The sequence below is a fragment of the Novosphingobium sp. NFX11 genome (assembly GCF_057376415.1).
The window spans coordinates 851,446-876,729 of the sequence record NZ_CP080384.1 but is presented as its reverse complement, the minus strand read 5'-3'; the positions used below and the strand labels follow the sequence as shown (position 1 = coordinate 876,729).

Here is a 25,284-nt window from a genome sequence, read left to right as displayed (position 1 = left end):
GACACAGCCTCTCGAAGCCCCCACGCGCACGGCGCCGTCGAGGACACCATGAAAGACTTCGCCGTGTCGGACTCCCCGCCGTTCAGGCCCAGCTCGATCGCCTTGCCGCGCTGTCGCTGCCGCAAGGCCGCATCGGGCTTGAGGCGATCCGCACGCTGCTGGCGCACCTCGGCGATCCGCACTTGCGCATCGCGCCCGCGTTCCACGTCGCGGGCACCAACGGCAAGGGATCGACCTGCGCCTTCCTGCGCGCGATCCTGGAGGCGCAGGGGTACAAGGTCCACGCGATCACCAGCCCGCATCTGGTGCGCTACAACGAACGCATCCGCATCGCGGGCGAACTGGTCGGCGACGACGAACTCGCCGCCCTGCTGGCCGAAGTCCTGGACGCGGCGCACGATCTCGAAGTCAGCTTCTTCGAAACGACGATCGCCGCCAGCTTCCTCGCTTTCGCGCGCCATCCGGCGGATGTCTGCGTGATCGAGGTCGGTCTCGGCGGCCGGTTCGACGCCACCAACGTACTGCCCGCGCCGCTGGTCTGCGGCATGGCGACGCTGGGGATCGACCACGAACGCTTCCTCCTCGCCCCCGAGGACGGCACGCCCGCCGAGCCGCTCACCCGCATCGCCTTCGAGAAGGCGGGCATCCGCCGTCCGCACGTGCCGCTGGTGACGCAGAACTACCCGCACGAAGTCGCCGCGTTCCTGCAATCCCTCGCCGCTTCCGAGGACGTACCGCTGCAGTCGCGCGACGCCGAGTGGAAGGCGCAGGTCACCCGCGACGCCATCTGGTTCGAGGACCGCCACGGCGCCTTGACGCTCCCCTGCCCGAGATGCCCGGCGCGCACCAGGCGGACAACGCCGCCCTCGCCGTCGCCATGCTGCGCGCGCAGGACGTGCTGAAGATCGATCCTCACGCCTTCGCCGAGGGCATCCGCGCCGCGCGCTGGCCCGCGCGGATGCAACTGCTGGGCGACGGGCCGCTGACGGCGCTCGTCCCCGGCACGCCGGTCTGGCTCGACGGCGGGCACAACCGCGACGCCGGGCTGGCACTGGAAGCATTCCTGCGCGAGCGGGGCAGGCGCCGCATCTGATCCTCGGCATGATCGCGGGCAAGGACCCCGCCGCGCTGCTCGATCCGCTCCACCGCCTCGTCGAAAGCGTGACGCTGGTGCCGGTGCCGGGGCATGACTGCCACCCGCCCGAGGCGTTCGCAGGCTGGTCGCTGCCGACGTCCTCCGCGCCGGATGTGGCGACGGCGCTGCGCGATCTCGAAAAGCTGGCCCCACGCGCCGTGCTGATCGCGGGTTCGCTCTACCTTGCGGGCGCGGTGCTGCGGGACAACGGCGAAGTGCCGGACTGAAGAGTTGATCAGTTCGTCGTCCCGGGCTTGATCCGGGACCGCTGGCTGTCTTTAGGAATAGGTCGTCGGCAAGGCGCCCGAAGCGAGGTGGGTCGTTCACGGCCAGCGGTCCCGGATCAAGTCCGGGACGACGTTATGCTGCTTTCCCTCTACTCCACCTCACCCGCAGACCCCAGCGCCTGATCGACGAGCCCTGTCCGGCTCAGCCACCAAAACAGCGCGATGCCGGGCAGCGACGCCACCGTGGTGAGCAAGTAGAAGTTCACGTAGCCCATGGCCTCGATCAGCGCGCCCGCCGTCGTGCCGGTGGCGAGCCGCCCGACGACGCTCGCTCCGGCCGAGATCAGCGCATACTGCGCCGCCGTGTAGCGCAAGTCGCACAGCGCCGAGAAATAGGCGATCACCACCACGCCGCCGTAGCCCGACGCGATGTTCTCGAAGCCGATGGCGCCAGCCATGCCCCAGTTGCTGTGCCCGGCCGCAGCCAGCGCCGCGAAGCTGAGGTTCGACACACCCATCAGCACCAGCGAGAGCATCACCGAGCGCTTGAGGCCCATGCGCGCATAAGCGACGCCGCCGATGAACACGCCGATCATGTAGGCCCAGAAGCCCAGGCCGATGTCGTAGATCGCGATCTCGTCGTTGCTGAAGCCGAGGTCGTCGAACAGCAGGCGGAAGGTCAGGTTCGCTAGCGTGTCGCCGATCTTGTGGACGAGGATGAACAGCAGCACTAGGAACGCGCCGTTGCGGCGGAAGAACTCCCCGAACGGCCCGGCGATGGAGGACCAGACTTCGGCCAGCCCCTTCTTCTCGACCACCACCTTGCGGCGCTCCGGCTCGCCCAGCACCAGCGCGGTGAGCATCGCGGGCAGCGCGAAGACGGCGCATGCCGCATAGCCCACGCCCCAGCCGTAGCGCGCCGAAAGCACCAGCGCGAGCGCGCCCGCCCCCGCCGAGCCGATGCGCCAGCCGTACTGGCTCATGCCCGACCCGGTGCCGAGCTGGTAGGGCTTGAGCGTCTCGATGCGGTAGGCGTCGATGACGATGTCGAAGCTGGCGCCCGCCACGCCCACCAGCACGGCGGCGAGCACGGTCGCGCCGATGTCCGCCGCCGGATCGACCAGCGCGAGATTCAGAACCGCCGCAATCACGGCAAGCCCGCAGACCAGCATCCACGATACGCGCTGCCCCATGCGGTGCAGCACCGGCAGGTGCACGCCGTCGACGATCCAGGCCCAGAACACCTTGAGATTGTAGACCAGGAACGCCAGCGTGAAGGCGGTGACGGTCTTCTTGTCGATCCCGTCCTGCGCCAGACGCGTGGTCAGCGTCGCGCCGATCATCGCATAAGGAAAGCCCGAGGACAGGCCGAGCATGAACGAGGCGAGCGACTCCCGCTCGAAATAGGGCTTGATCAGATCCCCGACGCTGCGACGCTCTGCGATGGTATCGGCGTCCACGCCGGTCTCCTCATTTGCGGTTGCCGCCAACTTAGCGGCGGCGATCCGTAAGGGAAGGCTGGATGAAGCGGCGATCAACAGGTATGGGCCACGAATGTCCAAACCTCCCAGCAAGTCTTCAGGCGGCAGATCAGGCGGCTCCGGCCGTGGTCGCGATTCCGGTTCCTCGTTCGGTGGAGCTCCGCGTGGCGGCTCTTCGCGGGGCGGTGCATCGCGTGATGGCGGCCCCCGCTACAACGCCGGAAGTGGCAGTGCACGTGGCCGCACCGGCCGCGATGACGGTCCTGACGCGCCCCGTGGCGATGCTCCGCGCGGCGGACGCGGACGCCGCGAAGCCCCCGTATCGGCAGCCGCGAGGACTTCCGCAATGAATTCCCGCGCCGTGGCTCCAGAGACGGTGGGCGTGACGGCGCCTCCCGCGATGCTGGTCCGCGCGATGCCGCTGCCCGCGATGGCGCCCGTACCGGCGCCCCGCGTAGCGATCGTCCGCGTGAGGATACCCCGCGTGGCGGTTCCTACCGCAGTGGTCCGGGGCGCGACGGCGCGCCGCGTTCAGAGCGTGCGCAAGGCGGCGGATCGCGCGATGCGACCTATCGCAGCGGACCTGCACGTGATGGCGCCCGCTCCGATTCCCGCGACGGCGAACGCGGCTATCGTCCGCGCCGCGACGATCGCGCATTCGGCTCGGATCGCGGCCCACGCCCTGCCCGCCCGACCGGCCCCCGCCCCAACCTCAAGCCCGGCGCCGCCCGCGCGCTGCCGCGCCGACGCCCAAGGACCCCTCGCTGCCCGCCCGCGAAGGCGAGCGCGTGGCCAAACTGCTCGCCCGCGCCGGCGTCGCCAGCCGCCGCGAGGTCGAGCGCCTGATCATCGAAGGCCGCGTCACGCTGGACGACGTAGTGATCGAGACGCCCTCTACGGTGCTCACCTCCCTGCGCGGCGTCGCGGTGGACGGCAATCCGATCGCGGAAGCCGAAGGCACCCGCCTGTTCCTGTTCCACAAGCCCTCGGGCCTCATCACCGCCGAGCGCGATCCGGCGGGCCGCCCGACGATCTACACCGCGCTGCGCAACGCCCTGCCCGAAGGCACCGGCCGCGTGATGCCGATCGGCCGCCTCGATCTCAACACCGAGGGCCTGCTGCTGCTGACCAACGACGGCGAGTTCAAGCGCCAGCTCGAACTGCCCGCCACCGGCGTGCCGCGCACCTACCGCGCGCGTACTTTTGGTGACATCACGCAGGAACAGCTCGAACAGCTGATGGAAGGCATCGAGGTCGATGGCGTGATCTACGGCAAGATCGACGCCAACATGGAGCGCCGCACCGGGCGCAACCAGTGGATCGAGATGACCCTGACCGAAGGCAAGAACCGCGAAGTGCGCCGCGTGCTCGAAGCGCTCGGCCTGCAGGTCAGCCGCCTGCTGCGCACCGCCTACGGCCCGTTCCGCCTCGGCGACATGCCCAAGGGCATGGCCGGTGAAGTCTCGCAGCGCGACCTCGAGAACTTCCGCAAGAGCCTGCCGAGCCAGAATCCCACGAGAACGCAGGCATGAGCGGAAACCTGCGGATTATCGCGGGCGAATGGCGCGGCCGCAAGCTGGCTGCGCCCGAGGGTGACACTACCCGCCCCACCGCCGACCGCACGCGCGAGACGCTGTTCTCGATGCTGGTCAGCCGCCTCGGCGATTTCGAGGGGCTGAAGGTGGCGGACCTGTTCGCGGGCTCGGGCGCGCTGGGGCTGGAAGCCCTGTCGCGCGGGGCGGCGCACTGCCTGTTCGTCGATCAGGATGCAGGCGCGATCCGGGCGATTCGCAAGAACATCGCCAACCTGCAGGCGCAGCCGCGCAGCGACGTGCGCGCCTCCTCGGTGATGTCGCTGGGGACCGCAAAGGAGCCGCTCGACCTCGTGCTGCTCGACCCGCCTTACGATACCGGCGCGGGTCAGGTGGCGGTGGACAAGCTGGCTCGCCTCGGCTGGATCGGCGAAGGCACCTGGGTGAGCCTCGAAACCGGCAAGGGTGAAAGCGTGGCCATCAAGGGCTTCGAAGCCGACGTCACGCGTGATGTCGGCAAGGCCAGGCTGCACCTCCTGCGCCGTACATCTTGACATTTATAACCAAATAGGCTATATGTCCCAGCATCCGCAGCGGTGATGTACAAGCCACTTTCGGTGTATCGGGTCGGCGTCGTGGGCCGGGATGCGGTTTCAGCCGTAGCTACGCAAACCACGAGTCCGTTCGAAGACCCGGACTGTCTCTGCGCTACCGGAAACGCCGTCCATACGTTCCTGCGACACACGGCAGGACATGGGACGGCCATCCCGGATAGCCTTCGGCCGATAACGATGCGAACCCTAACGACGGCCACATGGGACTTTCCGATGGAATACAGGTCGAGCCGGGCTGCACCGTGAGTTACCCGGCCGCTCGCCAGAGCTTCACGGAAAACAAAACCCCGCGTCCCGGTGAGGACGCTCCCGACGCCGACCCGATGTTACCGGTCTTCGCGTTGATTTCCCCGGCGTAATGGCCTGCACTCGCCAGCGGGCGTTTCCGCGTGTCCGCAGCATACTCCGTTAGATCAAAGCACAACCCTGGTATGTGCATGCAAAACCCGTCATTCCCGCGAAGGCGGGAACCCATCTCCTAACGGCTCGTGTTGCACCGGCATCAGCTGGGTCCCCGCCTTCGCGGGGATGACGACATGAGGGATGGCAAAGCAAAGGTAGTGGTAAAGATACTATCCTCACATCTCGTCATTGCGAGCGCAGCGAAGCAATGACGAGATGTGAGTGTGTCCCTCCCCGAGCTTGTCCCAGGAAGGAATTTACACGTCCTACTTCCCGCCGCGATTGCGGCAGGCATCGGTCACCGTCTTGCTGCAGACCGGATAGTCCTTGTCCATCGCGGTCGCAGGCGGCGGGGTCAGTGCGCCCTTGTACGGGCCGCCCTGATAGGTCTCATCCGCAGGCATCGCCGGGCGCGCGGCCTGGTTCGCGGCTTGAGGATCGGGGACGCCTTCGGTCGGCACGCCCGGTCCCGGAGGGTTGGCCTGCCCCGGAGGCGTCGCAGGCGTCTCGCCCTTGAGCTGCTGCAGCACCGAATTCCAGGCCATCTGCCGCTGTTCGGGTGTCATCTTGTAGATCTGGCCGCGCTGGTCGGCCGTCAGCGCCCAATAGCCCTTCTGCTGATCCATGCTCAGCGTCCAGTAATAGACCTTGTAGTCGTTCGGCCAGCTTTCGTAGTCGGACTTCTGCGCCGGGTTCCAGCTGTCGTACGTGGCCTGCTGCTCGGGCGTGAGCGTCGGCGCGGCGCTGGAGGCGGCCGGAGGCTGCATGGCCGGAGCCGGAGCAGATGGCGGCGCGGCGGGCATTTCGGAAGTGGCGGGGGCGGCAGGGTCGCTCTGGGCATGGATGGCGGCGGGGACCACCAACAGGCTGAGGGCAGCAGAGCCGGCGAGCAGAACTTTACGCATTTCTCACTCTCCGTTTATGTCTTCGTTGTGATCGAACGACGAAGCGCACCGGCAATTGTTCCTCCGCTGCGACGAACCGGGCTTGCACCGGGCCATGCCGTTCCCTAGTTGTTCACGGTGAACAACCTGCAAGCTCCCTCCTCTGATCCGCTGATCGACGGCCTCAACGATCCCCAGCGCGAGGCCGTGCTGACCACCGAAGGCCCCGTGCTGATGCTCGCGGGCGCGGGCACCGGCAAGACGGCGGCGCTCACCCGCCGCCTCGCCCATCTCGTACACAGCCGCCTTGCATGGCCGAGCGAGATCCTGTGCGTCACCTTCACCAATAAGGCGGCGCGGGAGATGCGCGAGCGGGTCGGCCACCTGATCGGCCCGGCGGTGGAGGGCATGCCCTGGCTCGGCACCTTCCACGCCGTCGCCGCCAAGATGCTGCGCCGCCACGCCGAGCTGGTGGGCCTGCAGAGCAACTTCACGATCATCGACACCGACGACCAGCTGCGCCTGCTCAAGCAGCTGATCCAAGCCGAAGGGCTGGACGAAAAGCGCTGGCCCGCGCGCCAGCTGGCGGGCTGCATCGATCGCTGGAAGAACCGCGGCCTGAACCCGCAGGACCTCGACGCCGGAGAGAACGAAAGCTACGCCAACGGCAAGGGCCAGAAGTTCTACAAGCTCTATCAGGATCGGCTGAAGGCAGTGAACGCCTGCGATTTCGGCGACCTGCTTCTGCACATGCTCAACATCCTGCGCACCCACCGCGACGTGCTGGAGCAGTACCAGAACCGCTTCAAGTACGTCATGGTGGACGAATATCAGGACACCAACCAGGTCCAGTACTTGTGGCTGCGCCTGATCGCGCAGGGCCGCCAGAACATCTGCGTGGTGGGCGACGACGACCAGTCGATCTACTCCTGGCGCGGCGCCGAAGTGGCCAACATCCTGCGCTTCGAGAAGGACTTCCCCGGCGCCAAGGTCATCAAGCTGGAGCAGAACTACCGCTCCACGCCGCAGATCCTTGCCGCCGCCTCCGGCCTGATCGACGAGAACACCCAGCGCCTCGGCAAGACCCTGTGGACCGAGCGCCACGCGGGCGACAAGGTGCAGGTCGTCGGCGTCTGGGACGGGCCGGAGGAAGCCCGCCGCGTCGGTGACGAGATCGAGCGGCTGGAGCGTCAGGGCGCCCCGCTCGACCAGATCGCCATCCTCGTGCGCGCGCAGTACCAGACGCGCGAATTCGAGGACCGCTTCATCTCCATCGGCATGAAGTATCGCATCGTCGGCGGCTTCCGCTTCTACGAACGCGCCGAGATCCGCGATGCGCTGGCATACTTGCGCGTCATCGCGCAGCCCGCCGACGACCTCGCGTTCGAGCGCATCTACAACGCCCCCAAGCGCGGCCTCGGCGCCAAGGCGCTGGAGGCGCTGCACCGGCTGGCACGAAATCGCGGCATTCCGCTGTCGAACGCCGCGATCGAGATCGCCGACACCGACGAGCTGCCCGCGCGCGCGCGCAACACCTTCCTCGCGCTGATGCGCGACTTCGCGCGCTGGCGCGATCTCTCAGCCACCGAAGGCCCCGCCGACCTGCTGCGCACCGTGCTCGACGAATGCGGCTACACCGATGCGCTGCAGGCGGAGAAGACCGCCGAGGCCAACGGGCGGCTGGAAAACCTCGTCGAACTCGCGCGCGCCATGGAGGAATACGACAGCCTCGGCGACTTCCTCGAACACGTCAGCCTCGTCATGGACAACGAGAACGCGGCCGAGGAAGAGAAGGTCACGATCATGACCATGCACGGCGCCAAGGGGCTGGAATTCGACAACGTGTTCCTGCCCGGCTGGGAGGAAGGCGTGTTCCCCTCGCAGCGCTCGCTCGACGAAGGCGGCCTCGCCAGTCTGGAGGAGGAGCGCCGCCTCGCCTACGTCGCGATCACGCGGGCGAAGAAGAAGTGCACGATCCTGCATGCGGCCAACCGGCGCATCTATGGCCAGTGGACCAGCTCGATCCCCTCGCGCTTCATCGCCGAACTGCCCGAGGAGCATGTCGACTCCGAAACGACGCTTTCGGGCGGTGCCTCGCTGTGGCGGGCGCAGTGGTCGGAGCACGCCGATCCCTTCGCCGACGTGGCGCGGATGCAACCCTCGCGGATCGTCACGCGCGGCCCCGGCTGGCAGCGGGCAGCGGCGAAGGAGTACGACGCCAGCCCCAAGCGCGTGGTCGAAAGCACCCGCTCCGCCGCCAGCTTCGCCGCCAAGCCGCGCTCCGACATCGCCGTGGGCGCGCGCGTCTTCCACGAGAAGTTCGGCTATGGCGCAGTGGTTGCGCAGGAAGGCAACAAGCTGGAGATCGAGTTCGAGCAGGCGGGCAACAAGCGCGTGCTCGACAGCTTCGTGAAGCCGGCGTGACGGATCTGTCGTCCCGGACTTGATCCGGGACCGCTGGCTGTCTTTAGGTGCGAGCTATCGGAGGGGGCTTCGACAAGCTCAGCCTGAGCGGAATTTAAAGACCTGATCTCGATACCGCTCAGGCTGGGCTTGTCGAAGCCCCCTCGCCCTCTCGATCGCCTCCAATTACCGCGCCCGCGATTACCGTCGCGCGGGTGGTGATTGCCTCCCGCTCCTCACGCTATACACTGGTTCAATACGAACGAGAGTAACAGCGAGAGGTATTGGGAAGTGCTCAAATCAGCAGACGGCGGCCTGCGGCCGGTGCCGTTCCCGATCGACGATCCCGAACGCATCCCGGTCAAGCGCTACTACGACCCCGAATTCTACCAGGCCGAGCTGGACCATCTGTGGCCCAACGTCTGGCAGATGGCCTGCCGCGAGGAGCAGATCCCCGAGGTCGGCGACTGGATCGAGTACGAGAACGTCGGCAGATCGGTCATCGTCGTGCGTACGGCCGGCGGCGTGAAGGCCTTCAACAACGCCTGCCGCCACCGCGGCGTACCCTTCGCGGGCGGATCACCACTGGGCTCCTCGCACGCGACGGCGCATGGCAACTGCGCGAAATCGGGCTTCGTCTGTCCCTTCCACGGCTGGCGCTGGAACATGGATGGCGAGAACACCATGGTCTACGGCAAGCACCTGTTCTCCGAGCGCCAGCTGAACGAGGACGACATCAACCTCATCCCCTGCCGCGCCGAAGTCTTCGGCGGCTGCGTATGGATCAACCACGATGACGACGCGCCCTCCGTGCGCGAGAGCCTCGGCCCGGTGGCGGAGCGGCTGGAGGCGCACAACCTCCACAAGCTGCGCGCGGAGTGGTGCTACGGCACCGTGCTCCCGGCGAACTGGAAGATCGCGATGGAGGCCTTCATGGAAGGCTACCACGTCATGCAGACGCACCCGCAGTTGCAACACGCGGTGCCGACCATGTACGATCTCGATGTACGCGATGGCCGACAATCCCAGCCGCGCGCCGATGCTGGCCGACCCCGCGCTGACCATCGAAGAGAACATCGCCGCGCAGATCAAGAACATGGAACTGCTCAGCGAAGGGATGGCCGGCATGCTCCACGAGAAGGAAGTGGAGATCGCCAGATCGCTCCAGCACGCGACGCAGGGGCTGCCCGAGGACAAGAGCCAGGCCATGATGATGTGGCTGGGCATGGTCATGCACCAGGTCTCGGCCCAGTTGAAGGAACGCGGCGAACCGATTCCCGACCTCATCGCGGTGTCGCAGTCGGACCCGATCAACGCCGTCGAGTTCCTGTTCCCGAACTATTTCCTGCTGCCTTACTTCAGTTCGATGTCGGCCTACCGCATTCGTCCGCTGGGGCCGGAAAGCTGTTTCTTCGAACTGTGGTCGCTGACCTTCTTCCCCGAAGGACAGGAGCCCGAGCCGGTCATGGAACCCATCGTGCTTCCATTCGACAGCCAGGACTTCCCGCCGATCCCCCGGCAGGACTACTCCAACATCCCGCTCCAGCAGAAGGGCCTGCACGCTTCCGGCTTCGAGTTCATGCGCCTTTCCAGCAAAGTCGAGGGGCTGATCAGCAACTACCAGCGCATCATCGACGGCTACCTCGCGGGCGTGCCGGGCGAGAAGCTGGCGGCGGCGAACAACAAGCTGGGCGGCAACTTCGACGGGAAGATCGAGGACCTGGGGTTCTGATACCAGAGCTGAAAAGTAAGCGATCAGCCCCTTCTCCTCGTCATTGCGAGCGCAGCGAAGCAATCCAGAGCGGTGTCAAACTGTCCTGGATTGCTTCGCTGCGCTCGCAATGACGAAATGGTGGGAACACAAAAAGGCCCCGCAGGCGGAACCTGCGGGGCCTTTTTCATGTCACGATGCGCGAAAGATGGTGAGCCCGACAGGATTCTGAACCTGTGACCCGCTGATTAAAAGTCAGCTGCTCTACCTACTGAGCTACGGGCCCCCACTGAAGCGTACCGTGACGGTCGGGGTCACCTAGGGGCCATGCGCGGCTTGGTCAAGCGGGCACGCAACTGTCCGATGCTTAAGCCTGTCAAGGGATCGCGCCAGCGGCCTGCGATCTTCGCCGCCGGGTCGAGCACGAAGCGCCGCTCGCGAAAGGCCGGATGGGGAATCACGAGGTCGTCGGCGCCGTACGCACCGCCGTTCCACAGCACGATGTCGAGGTCGAGCACCCGCGCGCTCCAGGGCTTGCCCATGCGGCGGCGGCCGAACTTGTGCTCGATCTTCTGCAGCTTGTGGAGAAGTTCGTCCGGCTCGCGCTTAGAGCGCACCAGCGCCACGGCATTGGCATAGCGGCGGCGCGAGGGGCCGAGCGGCGCACTCTCGATCACCGGAGAGGCCGCGAGCAGTTCCAGCTTGCCGTGGTCGAGCGCCTTCAGCGCGGCGCCCAGCACCTTGCGCGGGCACCCGTGGCGGTGGTGGCGCATGTTGGACCCCAGCGCCACAAGATAGCGATGCTTGCCCATTGACGCCCCCTCTTCGATCAGATGTGCGGCGCTCAGATATCCTGGGCAACGCGCGTATAAAGCTGCGGCCGCCGATCGCGGAAGAAGCCCATCCCCGCACGATGCGTCGCCGCGCGGTCGAGGTCCAGCGTTGAAACGAGGACGCCGGTTTCCTCGCGCCCGAATTCGGCGATGAAGTCGCCCCATTCGTCGGTGATGAACGAATGGCCGTAGAACGTCTGCGCGCTGCCGCACTCGGTTTCGGCGCCGATGCGGTTGGCGGCGATCACCGGCATGCAGTTGGAGACCGCATGCCCCACCATCGCCCGACGCCACATGCGGCTGGTGTCGAGCGTGGCGTCGTAGGGCTCCGAACCGATCGCGGTGGGATAGAACAGCAGTTCCGCCCCCATCAGCGCCATGACGCGCGCGCATTCGGGATACCACTGGTCCCAGCACACGCCCACGCCGATGCGGGTTCCGAACACGTCCCAGACCTTGAAACCGTCGTTGCCAGGGCGGAAGTAGTACTTTTCCTCGTAGCCCGGACCGTCGGGAATGTGGCTCTTGCGGTACGTGCCCATGATCTCGCCATCGGCGTCGATCATGGCGAGGGTGTTGTAATAGTGATGCCCGTCACGCTCGAAGAAGCTGGTCGGGATCGCGACCTTCAGCTTCGCCGCCAGCGCCTTCATGGCGATGACCGAGGGATGCTCCAGCGTCGGGTGGGCAAGCGCGAACAGCGCCTCGTCCTCGGTCTTGCAGAAATAGGGGCCGGAGAACAGTTCAGGCGGCAGCACGACCTGCGCGCCCTTCCCGGCCGCTTCCTCCACCAATGCGGAGACGGCGGCGATGTTCTCGGCCTCGTCGGCGGAACCGAGGGCGAGTTGCAGGGCGGCGACAGTCAGCTGACGGGAGGGGATCTGGCGGGTCATGCGGCCCCAGTTATGGACTGGGCCGCATGAAGTCCAGAGTTGGCCGTATCAGTCACGCTTGCGAAACAGCAGGGTCATGCGGTCGCTCTCGCCGATGGCCTGGTACTTCGCCTTGTCCTGCTCCTTGAGCGCGTAAGTCGGCGGCAGCGTCCAGACGCCGTCGGGCCAGTTCGCGGTGTCCTTGGGGTTGGCGCTGATCTCCGACTTGCCGACGAGGTCGAAGCCATTCACTTCCATGAAGCGGATCACGTCCGCCTCGCGCAGGTAGCCCTTCGAACCGTCCGTGTAGGAATAAGGCGCGTCGGCCTTGGCGCGGTGCTGCTCGATGCCGACGAGACCGCCGGGCTTGAGCAACCCGCGCATCGCCTTGATCTCGCTGTCGGCGATGTTCCAGTTGAACAGGTTGTGCATCATGCGCGGGATGACGATGACGTCGAAGGTGCCCTTCTCTGCTTCCGGCACCGCGTCGAGAGTATAGGCAGCGAACTTGTCCGCCGACATGCCGGTGAACTTCGCGACGTCGGCAGGATACTGGGCGGCGGCCTTGCGGATGCCGTCCTGCCGGTCCGCCTTGAACGCGCCGCTGGTCGGATCGAAATAGAGCCCCACCAGATGCCCCTGCTGGCCGAGGTAAAGGCCGAGGAAGCGCGAGTACCACTCGCCGCCCGGCGCATATTCGCCGACCTTCATCTGCGGGCCGACGCGGAAGAACGACAGCGTCTCGACCGGATGGCGCGCGGCGTCGCGGGCGCGGTCGTCCTTGCGCAGCGGGCTGGCAGCGGCGAGTTCGAGCAACGCTTCGCAGCCCTTGCAGGCTTCGACCGGGGCTTTCTTCTCGGCAGCCTGGACGGAGAGCGGAGCGGCGACGAGGCCGAGAAGCGAGGACAGGGTCAGCAGGGCGCGGCGCATCGGGTTCTCTCCACGTGGATTTGAAGCGGCGCCGAGACTAGCCGACAACAGGCCAATGACAAGCGGACACCGCATACCTATCTACCTGCCAATCCTTTCGACTTGAGGACATGTGACGAAGATGGAAACGGCAATCGTAGCTGGCGGGTGCTTCTGGTGCACCGAAGCGGTATTCCGCGACGTTGTGGGCGTAAGCACCGTGGAAAGCGGCTATATCGGCGGTGAGGTTGAGAACCCCACCTACAAGGCGGTCTGCTCGGGCACGACCGGGCATGCGGAGGCGATCAGGGTCACGTACGATCCTGCGGTGATCTCCTATGCCGAAATGCTCGACGTGTTCCTCGGCACGCACGATCCGACGCAGCTGAACCGCCAGGGCAACGACATCGGCACGCAGTACCGCTCGGCGATCTTTCCGCTGGACGATGCGCAGGCCGCAGAGGCTCCTGCCGCGATCGCCCGCTGGGACGCGGAGCATTCGGGCGAGAAGGCGGTCACCACGATCGAAGGCCCTGCCCCCTGGTATCCGGCCGAGGATTACCACCAGGAGTACTGGGACGGCGAAGGCCAGCGCAATCCGTACTGCCTCGCAGTGATCCCGCCCAAACTGATGAAGCTGCGCAAGAGCTTCCAGAACAAGGTGAAGGCTTGACGGCAGGCCCACCCCGGCCCTTCCCGCGAGCGGGAGGGAGAATGAAGCGCCGGCCTGCTCCCCTCCCGCTTACGGGAGGGGTTGGGGGTGGGCCTCTGGCTAGGGGTGGACCTCACAAATAAACAACCAGACGCCAATTCTTCAAATTTGGTAAATTCGCGAGTAATCGCCCTCCCCTGTTCCACCGAGGGACAGTGCAAAACCCGCGCTTTCCAAAACCCCAAGTAAATATACTGGTCCCGGTCGTCACTCACGCCATTTCGGGACACACGCCGTGGCTTCCATCCGTACCGTTTCGCTTTCGCTGGCCGCCATGGCTGCCGCCCTTTCAGCCACCCCGCTCCTCGCCGATTCCGGCATGATCGCAGGGATAGACGTCCTGAAGACCTGGAACCTCGTGGTGCTGGGCGATCTCACCTCGTCCTCGGAAGTCGAGGGGCGCACGTTCGTCGGCGGCGACCTCAACGGCAATTCGTCGAACTACCAGATCCAGGCCATTCCGGCGTCGAGCACAGGCACTCCGGGCCTCACGGTCGTGGGCGACGTCAACGGCGGCGCGAAGAACCTCAACAACGGTTCGGGCGCGGTCGTCGGCGGCAACGTCAACAGCGGCCTCAACCTCAACGGCGCGGCGCAGACGGTGCTGGTGGGCGGTTCGATCAGCAACACCAACGTCAACAACAACACCGTGACTTCGGGCCTCGCCTCGGGTGATCCGTCGTTCAGCCAGAACCTGACGCAGCAGGCGAGCCTCATCGAGACCTCGATGACCGGCCTCAGCCACGACATGAGCACGCAAACGGCGAACAGCCAGCTGTCGACCAGCGGCAATCGCGGGACTTTCGATGCGCAGCCCGGTGCGAACGGCGTCGCGGTGTTCAACATCTCGGCCGCCGACCTCGACAAGATCGGCGAGATCCAGTTCAACCTCAACGGCGCGGACACCGCCATCGTCAACGTCTCGGGCGGGTCGATCACGCTCAACGACAACTTCCTGGGCGGCACCCAGAACCTCGGCGAACACGTGGTCTGGAACTTCTACGAAGCCAAGGACCTGTCGCTGACCACGGCATGGGGCGGCTCGGTGCTGGCACCCGGGGCGGCCGCGACGACCGGAAACTACATCCAGGGCTCAGCTGTGTTCGGCAGCCTCGTCCAGAACGGCGAGATGCACGTGGGCACTTACACCGGCAACTACACGCCGACCCCGACCGACCCCGGCACGCCGACCGAGGGATCGTCGTCTTCCTCGTCCTCGGGCGGCACCGAAGTGCCCGAGCCGGGCATGCTGGGCATGCTCGCCGCAGCGGTGGGCGGACTCATGTACTGGCGCCGCCGCCGCGCCAGCGCCGCCTGAGGCCACGACGGGGCGCTACATTTGATCTCGTCTGGATCAAACAATGGTCGTCATCCCCGCGAAGGCGGGGCCCCATCTGATGCCGAATTAACAGGCACCGTCAGGAGATGGGTTCCCGCCTTCGCGGGAATGACGGCGATCAAACAAGCAGGATCAAAATCCAAAGAAAAAGGCAGGGTTTCCCTGCCTTTTTCTTTGCCCGAAAGCCGCGCCTCAGTGCAGCGCGGAAACACCCAGGAAGTTCGGCACCGGACCGTTCCAGCTGCCGTCGTCGTGCGTCTCGACGGGGTCGCGGCGACGGCTGCGGCGCGGTTCTTCCGCCTTCGCCTCGCGGCGCGGAGCGCGCTCGGCACGGGGCTCCGGGCGAGCTTCCCGCTTCGGCTTCTCCTCGCGCACGGGCTTGGCTTCGCGCGCAGGCTTCGCCTCGCGGGCGGGCCTTGCGGCGCGGGCGGGCTTCGCCTCGACGGCCTCGCTCTCGACTTCACCGTCCAGCTGGAAGAGCGGGATCGGACCGCCCGTCAGCTTCTCGACATTGCCGATCGCCTCGGCATCCTCGGGCGCGACGAAGGTGAAGGCCCGGCCTGTTGCACCGCCACGGCCGGTGCGGCCGATGCGGTGGACATAGTCGTCAGGGTGCCAGGGCGTGTCGAAGTTGAAGACGTGGCTCACGCCCTTCACGTCGAGACCGCGCGCGGCGACGTCTGACGCGCACAGGATGCTGACCTCACCCGCCTTGAAACGCTCCAGCTCCGCGTTGCGCGCGGGCTGGTCCATATCGCCGTGAATCTCGCCGGCGGAGAAGCCGTGCTGCTTCAGGCTCTTGGCCAGTTCGCGCACGGTGGTCTTGCGGTTGGCGAAGACGATCGCGGACGTGACGTTGTCCGACCGCAGGATCTGGCGCAGGGCCTCGCGCTTCTTGCGCGCGGGCACCATGACCTTGTGCTGGACGATGTTGAGGTTGGTCGAGGCCGGACGTGCCACTTCGACGTACTTGGGGTTCGTCAGGAAGCGGTCGGCCAGCTTCTTGATGACCGGCGGCATCGTCGCCGAGAACAGCAGCGTCTGGCGGTTGGCCGGCAGCTTCGAACAGATGGTCTCGATGTCCGGGATGAAGCCCATGTCGAGCATGCGGTCGGCTTCGTCGATGACGAGCAGTTCGCAGCCGGTGAGCATGATCTTGCCACGCTCGAACAAGTCCATCAGGCGGCCCGGCGTGGCGATGAGCACATCGACACCGGCGGACAGCGCCTTGAGCTGGTCGCCCATCTGCACGCCGCCGATCAGCAGCGCCATCTTCAGGTCGTGGTTCTTGCCGTACTTCTCGAAGTTCTCTGCCACCTGCGCGGCGAGTTCGCGCGTGGGTTCGAGGATCAGCGAGCGCGGCATCAGCGCGCGGCGGCGACCATGACCGAGAATGTCGATCATCGGCAGCACGAAGGCAGCGGTCTTGCCGGTGCCGGTCTGGGCGATGCCGATCAGATCCTTCATCATCAGGACCGGGGGATCGTCTGTGCCTGGATCGGAGTCGGCTCGGTATAGCCCGCAGCCTCCACCGCTTGCAGCAATTCGTCAGACAGGCCGAGATCGGCAAAGCTCATAGGCGTTTGGTTTTTCCGGAAAAATTTCAAGTAAAGCTGCGGAACGAAGCCGGGGCGGGCCAATGCGCCGCCCGCGACACATGCCGCGCGACAGCGGGCCATTTGCGGAAAAAGGCGGGAAAGTCAAGGAAATCCGCTAGGGAGCGCCAGTTCTTCCGATACGGACCGAATGCCCGTTAGCGATCCTGCTCCACCAACTGCCTTATGCGGGTCAAGGTGCAGCTCATTCCGCTGCGCGACAGCAGCGTGTCGCGATCCACGCAGACCCGCCCATCCTCGTTACGCTCGATCAGGAAGCCGGAGTAGAAATCGCGCGCACGGCAGGACCGGGCGAGTTCGGCGCTGACCACCCGGCGGTCGCGCATGAACAGCAGCAGCCGGTTGCCGCGATCGGGGCGCACGCTGACGATGCCGGAAGCGGGCAGGCAATTGCCCATCTTGCGCTCGGCGAACTCCACCCCGCCATCGGTCGGCATGCCGAAGAACATGTCTGGCATCGGCACCGACGCGCGCGGCGGCGAGATTCGGATCGTCATGCGCTGCTCGATGCGGACCTGCCAGGCATCCTGCGGGGCGACCTCGGGCAGCAGGCTGATCGCGAACGGCGCATCGGCGGCCAGCACGCCGACTTCTATCGGGGGCCAGAGCGACACCTCGGCAGGCTCCACGCCCGCATCCTCCGCGCGCGGCACGCCGTCGCCGCCCCCTGCCGCCGGGAGCAGCAGGAGGAACGGATACAGCAGTGCGGAGGCAAAACTCATGTCGTCTTTCGTATCCCCGGAATCGACGCCGCATAGCGATGCCGACATGTCCGCCTTACGGCAAGAGCTTGAACCGACGCTTAACTTGTCCGCCACCGAGCGCCCGAACCGCCTTCGCAATTATCGCGCGTCGGTGATGAAACCCCATGCAGCATGTGCCATATCGCCAGGATGAACGACACCGCACCCGCCGGCTTTCTGAAGGAAGCCGCCGCCCTGCTCGGCCCGCGCGGCCTGACGACCGATCCTGAACTCGTGGCGCCCTGGCTTACCGACTGGCGCGGACGCTTTACCGGCCGGGCCTGCGCCCTCGCCTCTCCCGCCAATGTGGAGGAAGTGTCCGCTCTGGTACGCCTCTGCGCCGAGCATGGCGTGCCGATCGTGCCCCAGGGCGGCAACTCGGGCATGTCCGGCGGTGCCACGCCCGACGAGAGTGGGACCGCACTGCTGCTCTCGCTGCGCCGCATGAACGCGATTCGCGAGATCGACACCGAATCGGGCCGCGCGACATGCGAGGCGGGCGTGATTCTCCAGACGCTCCACGAAAGCGCCGAGGCGCAGGATCTGCGCTTTCCGCTAACGCTGGGCGGCAAGGGCTCGGCGACGGTGGGCGGGCTGATCTCCACCAACGCGGGCGGCTCGCAGGTCCTGCGCCACGGATCGATGCGCGCCCTGGTGCTGGGGCTGGAGGCGGTGCTCGCCGACGGACAGGTCTTCTCCCAGCTCACCCCGCTCAAGAAAGACAACCGGGGCTTCGACCTCAAGCAGTTGCTGATCGGATCGGAAGGCACGCTCGGCATCGTCACCGCCGCGACCCTGCGCCTGCTGCCCGCCGTTGCCGAGCGGGTGGTGATCTGGGCGGGCGTGCCCTCCCTGCCCGCCGCCCGCATGCTGCTGCTTCACTGCGACGCGATGGAGGGCGAGGCGCTCGAAGGCTTCGAGGTCATGCCGCAGGCCAGCATCGACGCCGTCGTCGAACACCTCCCCACCGCCCGCCCCCGCTGGAGGGGCGCCATGCGTGGCACGTGCTGATCGAAATCGTCGCCGACCGGGCGCAGGCCGACACCCTGCGCGACCGCTGCGAGGCGATGATGGCCGAAGCCTTCGAGAAGGATCTTGTCGAAGACGCCGCCCTATCCACCAGCGAATCGCAGGCCGAGGCTTTCTGGCTCATCCGCGAGACCGTCCCCCGCCGAGCGCGCACGCGGTCCGGCGGTCCAGCACGACATCTCGGTGCCGGTGGAGGCGATGCCCGCCTTCGTGGAGACGACCGCGCCGATGCTGGAAGCCGAGTTCCCCGGCACCGAGGCGATCGCCTTCGGCCACCTCGGCGACGGCAACGTGCACTACCACGTCATCGCCCCGGGAGCCGCCGACGCCCGCGCCTGGAATGCGACCGAGGGCAAGGCGATCAGCCGCAGGGTCCACGATCTCGTGACGCAATGGGGCGGCTCGATCTCGGCCGAGCACGGGATCGGCCAGCTCAAGCGCGACGAACTGGCCCGGCTGGGCGATCCGGTGGCGCTGTCGATGCTGCGCGCGGTCAAGCAGGCGCTCGACCCCGGGGGCTGCTCAACCCCGGCAAGCTCGTCTGACGCGGCAACGAAACATCCTGCACCGAATCGCCGGATATGGGGAGGTCTCGCGCTTGCGCGGCCGCCCCGCAGCCTCTAAAGCCACGCCCTTCCAAAGACTGACCACCCCTCGCGGAGAGTACCCATGGCCAGCGTGCCTCAGAATCCTGCACTGCCCTTGTTCTACAAGGACCTGATCCCGCTCAACTCGCAGCAGCACGCCAACTGGAAGACTCGTTCGACCGACAAGGCCACCTGGCTGGCCGGCATCAACTCGGTGCCGCTGACGGTCGAGGAATTCCCGCAGGCCCAGCGCAACTTCCCGATCATCTTCACCGCAGGCGAGAACCCGATTCCGCTGGTGCTGATGGGCATGAACGAAGGCACCAACGTGTTCGTCGATGAAGACGGCACGGTGAACACCCCCGTCTACATCCCGGCCTACGTGCGCCGCTATCCCTTCATGCTGGCCAAGCTGCGCCCGGATTCGGACGAGCTTTCGCTCTGCGTCGACCCGTCGAGCGACCTCGTCGGCGAGATCGAGGAAGGCGAGCGCCTGTTCGACGACGAAGGCCAGCCGACCGACACCACCACCAACATGCTCAAGTTCTGCGAGAACTTCGAGATCGCGGGCAACAAGACCGCGCAGTTCATGGCCGAACTCGAGAAGCACAAGCTGCTCATGGACGGCGAACTGAACATCGACGTCGGCGCGGCCCAGCCCTTCAACTACCGCGGCTTCCAGATGGTCGACGAGAATAAGCTGCGCGAAGTGCGCGGCGACGTCCTGCGCCAGTGGAATCAGAACGGCCTGCTCGGCCTGATCTACGCACACCTGTTCTCGCTTGAACTCGTCCGCGACATCTTCGGCCGCCAGGCATCGCAGGGCAAGGTGCCGAACTTCACGCCGCCGGCCGCACCGGTCGCGAACGGCGTCGCGGATGACGTGAACGCCTGATTCACCTTCGTGGAGCGGGCGTTATGACACTTTTGTCACAGTCCCGCTCCATTCGATTAGCGTTACGGATAGTTCGCTGGACATTTCTTATGCGTCCTGCTTCACGAATCGCTTGAATGTCGGATCGGGTCGGCCTATGTAAGTCTTGCCCGGCCGGCGCTACCCTCATGGCCCGTTCGGGTTGGTGCACATTGTGCACCTCCTCCCTGAACCTTGGCCACCTCGTGCATCGCACGAGGTGGTTTTTTAATGCCCTCAGGGAATTACTCGCTGACTAAAGCGTGATCGACTTCAGCGGTATCATCGTCATTCCCGCGAAGGTGGCGATGACCAAGGGTGTTTCAGTCAGACGCGACCACGCTCTACTCCGCCGCCAGCGACCAGTCCTGCGCGCCCGCGTCACGCCCGAGTTCCGCAACGACGCTGCCCAGACGGCGCACCAGCCCCGCCAGATCCTCGATCATCCCCGTCATCTGCTCGGACGGTTCCACCAGCGCCGAATCGAGATAGCGGCTGCGATCCACCTCGATCTGCAGCGCGTGAATGCCTCCGCGCGGATCGCCATGCCGTTCCAGCACATAACCACCGGCGTAAGGACGATTGTGCGCCGCCTCGCGCCCGACCTGGGCAAAATGGGCGAAGGCGGAAGCGACGACGCTGCCATGGCTGCTCGCCCCGAAGCGGTCGCCGATCACGACTTGCGCGCTGGCGACGCCGGGCCGCGACGGCAGCGGCGGCATCGAGTGCAGATCGATCAGCAAGGCCGCACCCCACCGCTCGCGCAGCGTCGACAGCGCCTTGGCGATCGCTGCGTGGTAGGGTTCGTGCACTCCGGCGAGCCGCTCGGCAAGATCGGCCCCTCCCAGCCGCCGCCGCCACAGATCGCCCTGCACGGGGAGGCGCCGGGGAATGAGGCCCAGCCCACCCCGAACACGCCGACTTGCCGTGGGAACGCCTTCCGATGGCCGAGCCTCGCGCTGAAACATCTCCCAGTCGATGTCGTCCGGCGCACGGTTGAGGTCGATCATCGCGCGCGGTGCGTTGGCCACGATCAAGCTCGCGCCCGTGGCCTCGGCAATGCCGCGCGCCATGAGGTCGACATAACGGTCCTCGAGCTTGAGCGCCGCCGTCGGACCATGGCGAAAATCGGCGAGAAGTGCCCGGGGATAATGACGCCCGCCATGCGGCGCCGCGATCAGGACCGGGATCGCGGAAGGGTTGACCTCGGCGAGAAAGAACGCCGGAACACCGGGAGCGCCGGGAATTCGGCCGCCGCCCGTACCCTGGCCTACACCTTGCCACCCGGCTTGCGAATCGTTCTCACCCAATGCCCCGCTCATCCCTTCAAACTGTGCGCTTCACACCGTCCTGTCAAAGCGTCCCGATACCGGTCACCTCCGAATAGGGACAAGAAATATAAACGCTTACCCTGTATGCCTACGGAGAGACGCACGGCGAAGCCGACGCCAGAACACAACGCACAAGACTGGACACCTGCGATGATCCGCATCCTCCTCGCCGAAGACGACGACGCAATGCGCACCTACCTGGCCCGCGCGCTGCAGAACGCTGGTTACAGCGTCGTCGCGGTCGATCGCGGGACCGAGGCGATCCCCCATCTGAAGAACGACGATTTCGACCTGCTGCTGTCGGATATCGTCATGCCCGAAATGGACGGGATCGAGCTTGCGCAAAGGTGCGCCGAGATTTCGCCCTCGACCAAGGTGATGTTCATCACCGGATTCGCCGCCGTGACCCTGCGTGCCAGCCGCGAGGCGCCCCAGGCCAAGGTGCTCTCGAAGCCCTTCCACTTGCGCGATATCGTGATGGAAGTGCAGCGCGTCTTCGGCCTTGCCGAGCACGCCACGCTCTGAGCGAAATTTTTTCTCACAAGGCCCTTGCCAGCCAAAAGAAGCGCAGCTAGAGGGCCAGTCCTCCGGCGGGGACACTCACCGGAGCGCTCGAATGGAGACTTACGGTTCGCCGCAGGAAACCATGAATGGAATGGGCGTATAGCTCAGTGGTAGAGCACTATGTTGACATCGTAGGGGTCGCAAGTTCAATCCTTGCTACGCCCACCATTCCAGAAACCCCGCCGGTCTTGCGACCAGGCGGGGTTTTTCTTTTCCGGGTCTTTTGAAAGACATTTCTCCCCACCCGTCGTCATTGCGAGCGCAGCGAAGCAATCCAGGGCGGCTTATGCGACTCTGGATTGCTTCGCTGCGCTCGCAATGACGACTGGGTTGTCGCTCAGGCCGTGGCGAGAGCGCCCTGCCCCTCGGGAGACGGTTCGCCTGGCCAGGCCGTCGTCGCCTCGAAGAAGCGCGACACGTCATGCAGCGCGCCGTCGATCACCATCAGTTCGGCGGGCGGCGCATGGCCGATGAAGTGGATGGGGCTCGCCGTCAGGCCGTAGGCGCCGCTGTTGTGGATGGCGATCACGTCGCCTTCGCTCAAGCTCGCCAGCGTGACGCCACCGCCCAGCCGGTCGATCGAGGTGCACAGCGGGCCGGTCACGTCATAAATGCCGGTATCGCTGTCGATAGCGCTCTGGCCGCCAACGCGGTGCATCTTGTAGTTGCGGCGGATCACCATGCCGAAGTGCCCCGATGCGGGCAGGTGATTGTTCATGCCACCGTCGCAGATCGCGATCGACACGCCGCGCGACTGCTTCAGCGAGATGACGCGCACAAGGAAATAGCCTGCCTCGGCCACGAGGTAGCGGCCAAGTTCCAGCTTCAACCTGGCCCCGGCGAAGCGTGGGTCTTCTCGGAAACGGGCGATGTCGGGCAGGATCGCCGAAGCCACGGCGTCGAGCGGGAGCGGCGTGTCGCCGTCGTGATATGGAACGCCGAGCCCCGAGCCGAGCACGAGGCTCTCCGGCGTCAGGTCCACGGCTTCGCACAAATCCGTGAAGATCGAGAGGAAGCCGCGATAATTCTCGACGATCGCGTCAGGCTTCAGGCACTGGGTGCCCGAATAGATGTGCAGCCCGGCAAGGCGCAGGCCCGGCATCGCGACGATCTGCTCCAGCGCATCGCGCGCGTCGGGCAAGTCCACGCCGAACGGGCTCGGGCGCCCGGCCATCTGGTCGCCGAACCCGCGCGGGACGGAATCGGGCGCGATCCGCAGCAGCACCGGCTGGACACGGCCTGCGGCGCGGGCAACCTCGTCCGCAATTCCAGCTTCGCGCAAGGATCTCGAGCACCAGCAGGCCGACCCCGCCGAGGACCGCCTCGCGAATCTCGAATTCGCGCTTGCCGGGGCCGGTGAAGCTCACGAGTGCCGGGGCCCACCCAGCCTGCAGCGCCAGCCGGAATTCGCCAATGGACGAGACATCCAGCAGGTCGACCCGCCCGACCATCCATTTCAGCAGTGCCGGGTTGGGGTTGCACTTGACCGCGAAGCTGAGCGCTAGCTGGTCGTCGAAGGCATGGCGGAGCGCGGCGATCCTCTCGGCGATGGCCTCGGTGAAGTACACGAAGGATGGAGTGCCGAACTGCTCGGCCGCCGCCGCCAGCCAGGTGTCGCGATCCGCCGCGTTCATACCCGTTCGCCAGCGAAGCGGGTGATGCGCGCGGGCGTGTCGAAGTTCTCCAGCGTTACCTCGTCGGCGCAGATCTCGATCCCGGCCTCCTGCTCGACGAAGGCAATGAGGGAGATCATCGCGATCGAATCGAGCATGCCGGACGAGAACAGGCAGGTGTCGGGATCGACGACCCCGTCGTAGCCGGAGATCGCCTGAAGGTTCTGGATGATCCTGTCGGTGGTGAGGGCCATGTGCATTACTCCTAGATCGAAAGTTGCGGTCGGTCGGCGGTCGGGGTGCTCAGGCGGACCACTTCGGGCCGGGCGAGCTTGCCGCTGGCCGTGCGCGGCATCGGCGCGTTCCAGACATGGATGGCGCGCGGCACCATGTAGGCGGGCATGACCTTGCGGCAGTAGGCCAGCAGCCCCTCGCGCGTGGCGCCGGGGGCGAGCGTGGCGGCGACCTGAACGCTCTGGCCGAGCAGGTCGTCGGCGACGCCGAAGACGACCACGTCGGCGGCCATGCCGCTGCGGTGGACGATGTCCTCGACCTCGTCGGGGCTGATGCGGAAGCCGCTGCTCTTGATCAGGGCATCGCGGCGCGAGACGAACCACAAGTCACCGTCCTCGTCCACGCGCACGATGTCGCCGCTGTAGACCACCGGCTCCTCGCCGATCAGCGCGGCGAGTTCGGGACAGGGCCTGATCTTCTCGGCCGTGGCGTCCGGGCGGTTCCAGTAGCCCTGGCTGACGAAGGCGCCTCGGTGGACGAGTTCGCCCTGCTCTCCCGGCCCGGCGATGCCGATGCCTTCGCGGATGACGTAGACCTCGTTTTCCGGCACCGCGCGGCCGATCGCACCCATCTTGGCGGAGAACTTCTCCGGCGGCAGATAGGTCGAGCGGAATGCCTCGGTCAGCCCGTACATCAGGTAGATGCGCGTGTCCGGGAGCAAGGCGGGCATCCGCTCCAGGATATTGAGCGGGATCTTGCCGCCTGAATTGGTGACCAGCCGCAGCGAGGGCAGCGCTTCGCCCGAGGCGTCGAGAAGGCGAATGAACTGGATCCACAACGGCGGCACCGCCGCGAAGCCGGTCACCGCGTGCTCACGGATGGCCCGGACGATCTCGGTCGCCATCGTCACGGGCTGATGCACCACCGTGCCGCCGACGAGCATCATCGTGGTGAGCTGGTTGAACCCGTAGTCGAAGCTGTAGGGCAGCACGCTGAGCAGCCTGTCGTCACCGCGCAGTTCGAGATAGGCTGTGACCGAACGCGCGCCGCTGACGATGTTCGCGTGCGTGAGCATCACGCCCTTTGGTCGGCCGGTCGAACCCGAGGTGTAGATGATCGCCGCCAAGTCTCCGTCATCGCACGACACCAGCGACTGGAGGGATACCTCGGGCAGACCGTCCCAGCTCTGCAGCCCCGTGACGGACGGCCCGCTCGCGACAAGCACGACCAGCGCATGACCCTGCGGAAGTGCCGCCGCCGCGCCGCCTTCCAGGATCGCCGCGCGGGCGCCGCTGTCATCGATGACGTAATGCAGCTGTTCGCCGGTCCAGACGGTGTTGACGTTGACGAAGACGCCGCCGATCCGGCTGACCGCCAGCATCGCCGCCACTTCGCGCATCCCCTTGCGGACCTGCACGACCACGCGGTCGCCGGGCTCGATGCCATCCGCCGCGAGGAAGGCCGCAACTCGATCGACTTCGGCGGCGACCTCGGCGTAAGTCCAACTCCGGCCGGGGTCTACGAGGAACGGTTTCGCGGCACGCTCGGGTAGGTTATGCGCGAACAGGTCGGATACGGTGCGAACCGCAATGCTCACCGG

Annotated in this window: 18 protein-coding genes, 2 tRNA genes and 5 pseudogenes; 12 read left to right on the top strand and 13 right to left on the bottom strand. The window is 66.2% G+C overall.

Annotated elements, in window-relative coordinates:
• Positions 1 to 48 precede the first annotated feature (48 nt).
• Positions 49 to 1,362 (top strand): annotated as a pseudogene (locus tag KZO24_RS04505) (bifunctional folylpolyglutamate synthase/dihydrofolate synthase).
• Between the two features lie 149 nt (positions 1,363 to 1,511).
• On the opposite strand, the gene KZO24_RS04500 reads toward KZO24_RS04505, so the two are convergent.
• On the bottom strand, positions 1,512 to 2,822 hold the full coding sequence (locus tag KZO24_RS04500; protein ID WP_486486920.1) for an AmpG family muropeptide MFS transporter: 1,311 nt from the start codon (positions 2,820 to 2,822) through the stop codon (positions 1,512 to 1,514).
• Positions 2,823 to 3,631: 809 nt separating this feature from the next.
• On the opposite strand from KZO24_RS04500, the gene KZO24_RS04495 reads away from it, so the two are divergent.
• Positions 3,632 to 4,375 carry a pseudouridine synthase gene (locus tag KZO24_RS04495; RefSeq protein ID WP_486486919.1) on the top strand — a complete coding sequence of 248 codons (744 nt, stop codon included), beginning with the start codon at positions 3,632 to 3,634 and terminating at the stop codon, positions 4,373 to 4,375.
• A complete protein-coding gene (rsmD, locus tag KZO24_RS04490; protein WP_271181126.1) occupies positions 4,372 to 4,929 on the top strand; it encodes a 16S rRNA (guanine(966)-N(2))-methyltransferase RsmD in 558 nt (185 codons plus the stop codon). The genes KZO24_RS04495 and rsmD overlap by 4 nt, the downstream gene beginning before the upstream one ends.
• A 728-nt stretch (positions 4,930 to 5,657) precedes the next feature.
• On the opposite strand, the gene KZO24_RS04485 is transcribed toward rsmD, so the two are convergent.
• Entirely contained in the window at positions 5,658 to 6,296 is a 639-nt protein-coding gene (locus KZO24_RS04485; protein ID WP_271181127.1) for a hypothetical protein, read from the bottom strand.
• Positions 6,297 to 6,413: 117 nt separating this feature from the next.
• On the opposite strand from KZO24_RS04485, the gene KZO24_RS04480 reads away from it, so the two are divergent.
• The 3 genes and pseudogenes from KZO24_RS04480 to KZO24_RS04470 all read left to right on the top strand — a co-directional run bounded on the left by KZO24_RS04480 (position 6,414) and on the right by KZO24_RS04470 (position 10,410).
• Positions 6,414 to 8,699 carry an ATP-dependent helicase gene (locus tag KZO24_RS04480; RefSeq protein WP_271181128.1) on the top strand — a complete coding sequence of 762 codons (2,286 nt, stop codon included), beginning with the start codon at positions 6,414 to 6,416 and terminating at the stop codon, positions 8,697 to 8,699.
• A 408-nt stretch (positions 8,700 to 9,107) separates the two neighbouring features.
• Positions 9,108 to 9,779 (top strand): annotated as a pseudogene (locus KZO24_RS04475) (aromatic ring-hydroxylating oxygenase subunit alpha); the annotation flags it as partial.
• A complete protein-coding gene (locus KZO24_RS04470) occupies positions 9,682 to 10,410 on the top strand; it encodes an SRPBCC family protein (protein WP_486486918.1) in 729 nt (242 codons plus the stop codon). The pseudogene KZO24_RS04475 and the gene KZO24_RS04470, both read left to right, overlap by 98 nt.
• Before the next feature lie 188 nt (positions 10,411 to 10,598).
• Here KZO24_RS04470 and KZO24_RS04465 read toward each other — a convergent pair.
• The 4 genes from KZO24_RS04465 to KZO24_RS04450 form a co-directional block, all read right to left on the bottom strand.
• Positions 10,599 to 10,675 (bottom strand) — tRNA-Lys (locus KZO24_RS04465).
• Positions 10,676 to 10,703: 28 nt separating this feature from the next.
• A complete protein-coding gene (gene folK, locus KZO24_RS04460; RefSeq protein WP_271181130.1) occupies positions 10,704 to 11,201 on the bottom strand; it encodes a 2-amino-4-hydroxy-6-hydroxymethyldihydropteridine diphosphokinase in 498 nt (165 codons plus the stop codon).
• Positions 11,202 to 11,233: 32 nt separating this feature from the next.
• The gene (aguB, locus tag KZO24_RS04455) at positions 11,234 to 12,115 is read right to left on the bottom strand and encodes an N-carbamoylputrescine amidase (RefSeq protein ID WP_271181131.1); all 882 of its coding nucleotides are present in this window, start codon (positions 12,113 to 12,115) and stop codon (positions 11,234 to 11,236) included.
• A 48-nt stretch (positions 12,116 to 12,163) separates the two neighbouring features.
• A complete protein-coding gene (locus KZO24_RS04450) occupies positions 12,164 to 13,024 on the bottom strand; it encodes a class I SAM-dependent methyltransferase (protein ID WP_271181132.1) in 861 nt (286 codons plus the stop codon).
• 121 nt (positions 13,025 to 13,145) lie between these two features.
• Between KZO24_RS04450 and msrA the strand changes: the two genes are divergently transcribed.
• Positions 13,146 to 13,676, top strand: a complete 531-nt coding sequence (msrA, locus tag KZO24_RS04445) for a peptide-methionine (S)-S-oxide reductase MsrA (RefSeq protein ID WP_008829756.1) — start codon at positions 13,146 to 13,148, stop codon at positions 13,674 to 13,676.
• A gap of 274 nt (positions 13,677 to 13,950) precedes the next feature.
• The gene (locus KZO24_RS04440; RefSeq protein ID WP_271181133.1) at positions 13,951 to 15,033 is read left to right on the top strand and encodes a choice-of-anchor A family protein; all 1,083 of its coding nucleotides are present in this window, start codon (positions 13,951 to 13,953) and stop codon (positions 15,031 to 15,033) included.
• Positions 15,034 to 15,246: 213 nt separating this feature from the next.
• Here KZO24_RS04440 and KZO24_RS04435 read toward each other — a convergent pair.
• Positions 15,247 to 16,631 (bottom strand): annotated as a pseudogene (locus KZO24_RS04435) (DEAD/DEAH box helicase).
• A gap of 176 nt (positions 16,632 to 16,807) precedes the next feature.
• Positions 16,808 to 17,392, bottom strand: a complete 585-nt coding sequence (locus KZO24_RS04430; RefSeq protein WP_271181135.1) for a hypothetical protein — start codon at positions 17,390 to 17,392, stop codon at positions 16,808 to 16,810.
• Between the two features lie 153 nt (positions 17,393 to 17,545).
• Between KZO24_RS04430 and KZO24_RS04425 the strand changes: the two are divergent.
• Both KZO24_RS04425 and KZO24_RS04420 read left to right on the top strand, forming a co-directional pair.
• Positions 17,546 to 18,987 (top strand): annotated as a pseudogene (locus KZO24_RS04425) (FAD-binding oxidoreductase).
• 124 nt (positions 18,988 to 19,111) lie between these two features.
• Positions 19,112 to 19,924, top strand: coding sequence for a SapC family protein (locus KZO24_RS04420; RefSeq protein ID WP_271181137.1), 813 nt, complete (start codon positions 19,112 to 19,114; stop codon positions 19,922 to 19,924).
• A gap of 362 nt (positions 19,925 to 20,286) precedes the next feature.
• On the opposite strand, the gene KZO24_RS04415 is transcribed toward KZO24_RS04420, so the two are convergent.
• Positions 20,287 to 21,252: an N-formylglutamate amidohydrolase gene (locus tag KZO24_RS04415; protein ID WP_430097315.1), complete on the bottom strand. Its 966-nt coding sequence runs from the start codon at positions 21,250 to 21,252 to the stop codon at positions 20,287 to 20,289.
• Positions 21,253 to 21,423: 171 nt separating this feature from the next.
• Here KZO24_RS04415 and cpdR point away from each other — a divergent pair, with 171 nt between their 5' ends.
• The gene (cpdR, locus tag KZO24_RS04410; protein WP_008829749.1) at positions 21,424 to 21,798 is read left to right on the top strand and encodes a cell cycle two-component system response regulator CpdR; all 375 of its coding nucleotides are present in this window, start codon (positions 21,424 to 21,426) and stop codon (positions 21,796 to 21,798) included.
• A gap of 132 nt (positions 21,799 to 21,930) precedes the next feature.
• A tRNA-Val gene (locus KZO24_RS04405) sits at positions 21,931 to 22,005 on the top strand.
• 169 nt (positions 22,006 to 22,174) lie between these two features.
• Here the strand turns inward: KZO24_RS04405 and KZO24_RS04400 are convergent.
• The 4 genes and pseudogenes from KZO24_RS04400 to KZO24_RS04385 form a co-directional block, all read right to left on the bottom strand.
• Positions 22,175 to 23,119, bottom strand: a complete 945-nt coding sequence (locus tag KZO24_RS04400) for a type III PLP-dependent enzyme domain-containing protein (protein WP_486486917.1) — start codon at positions 23,117 to 23,119, stop codon at positions 22,175 to 22,177.
• A 64-nt stretch (positions 23,120 to 23,183) separates the two neighbouring features.
• Positions 23,184 to 23,471, bottom strand: a pseudogene (locus tag KZO24_RS04395) (type III PLP-dependent enzyme); the annotation flags it as partial.
• The gene (locus KZO24_RS04390) at positions 23,468 to 23,704 is read right to left on the bottom strand and encodes an acyl carrier protein (RefSeq protein WP_486486916.1); all 237 of its coding nucleotides are present in this window, start codon (positions 23,702 to 23,704) and stop codon (positions 23,468 to 23,470) included. The pseudogene KZO24_RS04395 and the gene KZO24_RS04390, both read right to left, overlap by 4 nt.
• A gap of 11 nt (positions 23,705 to 23,715) precedes the next feature.
• Positions 23,716 to 25,281, bottom strand: coding sequence for an AMP-binding protein (locus KZO24_RS04385; RefSeq protein ID WP_271181140.1), 1,566 nt, complete (start codon positions 25,279 to 25,281; stop codon positions 23,716 to 23,718).
• Positions 25,282 to 25,284 lie beyond the last annotated feature (3 nt).

Bases quoted from the DNA above. Each gene is read 5' to 3' on its own strand.
- rsmD (WP_271181126.1), top strand. From the start codon at position 4,372: ATGAGCGGAAACCTGCGGATTATCGCGGGCGAATGGCGCGGCCGCAAG.
- KZO24_RS04485 (WP_271181127.1), bottom strand. From the start codon at position 6,296: ATGCGTAAAGTTCTGCTCGCCGGCTCTGCTGCCCTCAGCCTGTTGGTG.
- KZO24_RS04470 (WP_486486918.1), top strand. From the start codon at position 9,682: ATGTACGCGATGGCCGACAATCCCAGCCGCGCGCCGATGCTGGCCGAC.
- folK (WP_271181130.1), bottom strand. From the start codon at position 11,201: ATGGGCAAGCATCGCTATCTTGTGGCGCTGGGGTCCAACATGCGCCAC.
- aguB (WP_271181131.1), bottom strand. From the start codon at position 12,115: ATGACCCGCCAGATCCCCTCCCGTCAGCTGACTGTCGCCGCCCTGCAA.
- KZO24_RS04450 (WP_271181132.1), bottom strand. From the start codon at position 13,024: ATGCGCCGCGCCCTGCTGACCCTGTCCTCGCTTCTCGGCCTCGTCGCC.
- msrA (WP_008829756.1), top strand. From the start codon at position 13,146: ATGGAAACGGCAATCGTAGCTGGCGGGTGCTTCTGGTGCACCGAAGCG.
- KZO24_RS04430 (WP_271181135.1), bottom strand. From the start codon at position 17,392: ATGAGTTTTGCCTCCGCACTGCTGTATCCGTTCCTCCTGCTGCTCCCG.
- KZO24_RS04420 (WP_271181137.1), top strand. From the start codon at position 19,112: ATGGCCAGCGTGCCTCAGAATCCTGCACTGCCCTTGTTCTACAAGGAC.
- cpdR (WP_008829749.1), top strand. From the start codon at position 21,424: ATGATCCGCATCCTCCTCGCCGAAGACGACGACGCAATGCGCACCTAC.
- KZO24_RS04390 (WP_486486916.1), bottom strand. From the start codon at position 23,704: ATGGCCCTCACCACCGACAGGATCATCCAGAACCTTCAGGCGATCTCC.